The 2181-nt window shown below is 69.2% G+C and carries 4 protein-coding genes; all 4 read left to right on the forward strand.

The window, feature by feature from the left end:
* Nucleotides 1-91 precede the first annotated feature (91 nt).
* Complete coding sequence (locus tag ACFVJS_RS27655) at nt 92-1411, forward strand: FtsK/SpoIIIE domain-containing protein (RefSeq protein ID WP_378886747.1); 1320 nt, start codon at nt 92-94, stop codon at nt 1409-1411.
* Nucleotides 1408-1689 (forward strand): WhiB family transcriptional regulator, encoded by a 282-nt coding sequence (locus ACFVJS_RS27660; protein ID WP_378886748.1) that lies wholly within the window; start codon nt 1408-1410, stop codon nt 1687-1689. Before ACFVJS_RS27655 ends, ACFVJS_RS27660 begins: the two co-directional genes overlap by 4 nt.
* On the forward strand, nt 1686-1850 hold the full coding sequence (locus ACFVJS_RS27665) for a hypothetical protein (RefSeq protein WP_378886749.1): 165 nt from the start codon (nt 1686-1688) through the stop codon (nt 1848-1850). Before ACFVJS_RS27660 ends, ACFVJS_RS27665 begins: the two co-directional genes overlap by 4 nt.
* Nucleotides 1847-2181 (forward strand): replication initiator (locus ACFVJS_RS27670; RefSeq protein WP_378886750.1); only part of this gene is annotated, 335 nt, incomplete at its 3' end. The genes ACFVJS_RS27665 and ACFVJS_RS27670, both read left to right, overlap by 4 nt.

The following is a 2181-nucleotide window of genomic DNA, read 5'->3' on the forward strand; positions in this document are numbered from 1 at the left end:
CTGTGAGCACACCCCACATTCGCCCGCCAGTCGTCGCGGAAGGGAAGCCGTGGCGGCTGGCGGGTCTCCAACTCTCAGAACGGAGCACGTCATGAACGAAACGATCTACATGAGCATCGGCGGGCTGCTCGCCCTGGCCGTGGCGGTCCTGGTCGTGATCAAGCCGACCCGCCCGGCCACCCTGGCCGCTCTGGGCTGGCTGGCCTCCATCGCCCGCCGCGCCTGGTGGTGGCTCCTCTTCCGGATCACCTGGAAGGGCGTCGCCCGGGAGGCTGGTCTGTCCAAGCGCCGCACCAAGCGGGTCAAGAAGATGGGCGTCGGGGAGGAGTCCATCGAGAAGTGGCGCGACCCGCGCCTCAAGAGGGTGAAGACCTCCGCGCACTCGGTGACCTTGCGGGTCAAGACGCGGCGTGGTCAGGCCCTGGCCGACCTGGAGGCCTTCGCCCCGAAACTGGCCGCGACCTACTCCGCCGACGCCTACCGGGTCTACCCGCCCAAGCGCCGTACCGGGTCCACGGTGATGTTCGAGCTGGTGATGCGCGACCTCATCAAGATCCCCACCACGGCCGCGATGCCGGAGCCCCGGATGCAGACCGAATCCGTCCGCCTCGGCCGGCGCCAGTCCGGCAAGCCCTTCGACCTCCAGATCGAGCAACGGCACACCCTCGTCGTCGGTGCCTCCGGCGCGGGCAAGGGCTCATTCCTGTGGGGCATGGTCGGCTCGCTGGCACCCGCGATCGCGGTCGACGCGGTCCGTGCCTACGGGATCGACCTCAAAGGCGGCATGGAACTGACCATGGGCGCCCCGCTGTTCACCAAGATCGCCGTCAAGGGTGAGCAGGCCGTGGAGATGCTGGAGGAGTTCGTCTCCATCGCGGATGCCCGCACCGAGGAGATGCGGGGCTACTCCCGCAACCACAAGCTTGGCCCGGGTGACCCGCTCTACCTGCTCGTCATCGACGAGTTGGCCTCGCTCACCGCCTACGCCGACCAGAACGTCAAGAAGGAGGCCGAGCGGCTCCTCAAGCGGCTTCTCTCCATCGGCCGCGCTGTCGGCGTCGTCGTGGTCGCCTTCGTACAAGACCCCCGCAAAGAGGTCATCGACATGCGCGGCCTCTTCACCCAGACCATCGCGCTGCGGCTGCGCTCGGCCATGGAGACGAACATGGTCCTCGGTGACGGCATGGCCCCGTTCGCCCCGGCACACCGGATCCTCAAGGGCGCGCAGGGCACGGCCTGGATCATCGACGAGGACGGCTCCACCGACCGCGTACGGGCCGACTACTGGTCCGACGACCTGATCCGCCGCATCGCCTCGCTCTACCCCGCAAAGCCGGATCTCGTCACGATCCCAGACGCGGCCAACGTGCCTGGTATGCCGCTCTCGCTCACGGACGGGGATGCGGCATGAGTACCCCGGCATGGATGGAGCACGCCGCCTGCACCACCCGAGAGAAGCGCGGCCTGCCCTGGACAACGGACACCAGCGCGACCCCCACGGTCCTGGTCGACCTGATGCGGGAGACCTGCGAGGCCTGCCCGGTCCGGCTCGCCTGCCAGGCCTACGCCAAGCGCAACCGCGTCACCGGCGGCTGGTGGTGCGGCGTCGACCAGGCCCCCGAGCCTGAGGACCTGCTCGACCTGCTGGACGCCCTCCCCGCGACCTCGCTCCTCGACGGTGCGGCATGAGGACCAACACCGTGCCGGTCTGTCTGCTCGATGAGTACGGCTGCCCGCTCTTCCTGGCCTGCGGTCACTACTGGCGACGCTGCGCCCCGGGCTGCCCTGGCTGGGGCGGCATCACACCGGACCCCATTCCCACCGCCACCGCTCTGGACGGTGCCGCGTGATCGTCTCGACCATGGATGCACCGGGCATCCACAGTGACGCATCGTCCGCGACGGGCCAGGCGGTTGCCTACCCGTACGGGGAGGATGCGCCGCTGGATCTGTCCGGGCTCACCTCCGACCAAGCCGCGGGGATGCTGGCTCGGTGGCGTGACGGCTCCTTCGACAGGTTCGCCGAGACCCTGGCCAGCGTGGGCAACTGCGCTCACCCCATCCGGCTGACTGGCCACTCGGAGACCTTCGACGCCGAAACCGGGGATCTCGTCGGCACGTTCTCGTCCGCGAATGCCCCGCTCGGGGTGCTCTACCGTCCCTGCGGCAACCGCCGCGCCGA

The sequence above is a fragment of the Nocardioides sp. NPDC057772 genome, from assembly GCF_042798075.1.
Classification (GTDB): domain Bacteria; phylum Actinomycetota; class Actinomycetes; order Propionibacteriales; family Nocardioidaceae; genus Nocardioides.

What these genes read in the sequence shown, in the direction of transcription:
- ACFVJS_RS27655 (WP_378886747.1), top strand. Translation starts at nt 92, where the DNA reads ATGAACGAAACGATCTACATGAGCATCGGCGGGCTGCTCGCCCTGGCC.
- ACFVJS_RS27660 (WP_378886748.1), top strand. Translation starts at nt 1,408, where the DNA reads ATGAGTACCCCGGCATGGATGGAGCACGCCGCCTGCACCACCCGAGAG.
- ACFVJS_RS27665 (WP_378886749.1), top strand. Translation starts at nt 1,686, where the DNA reads ATGAGGACCAACACCGTGCCGGTCTGTCTGCTCGATGAGTACGGCTGC.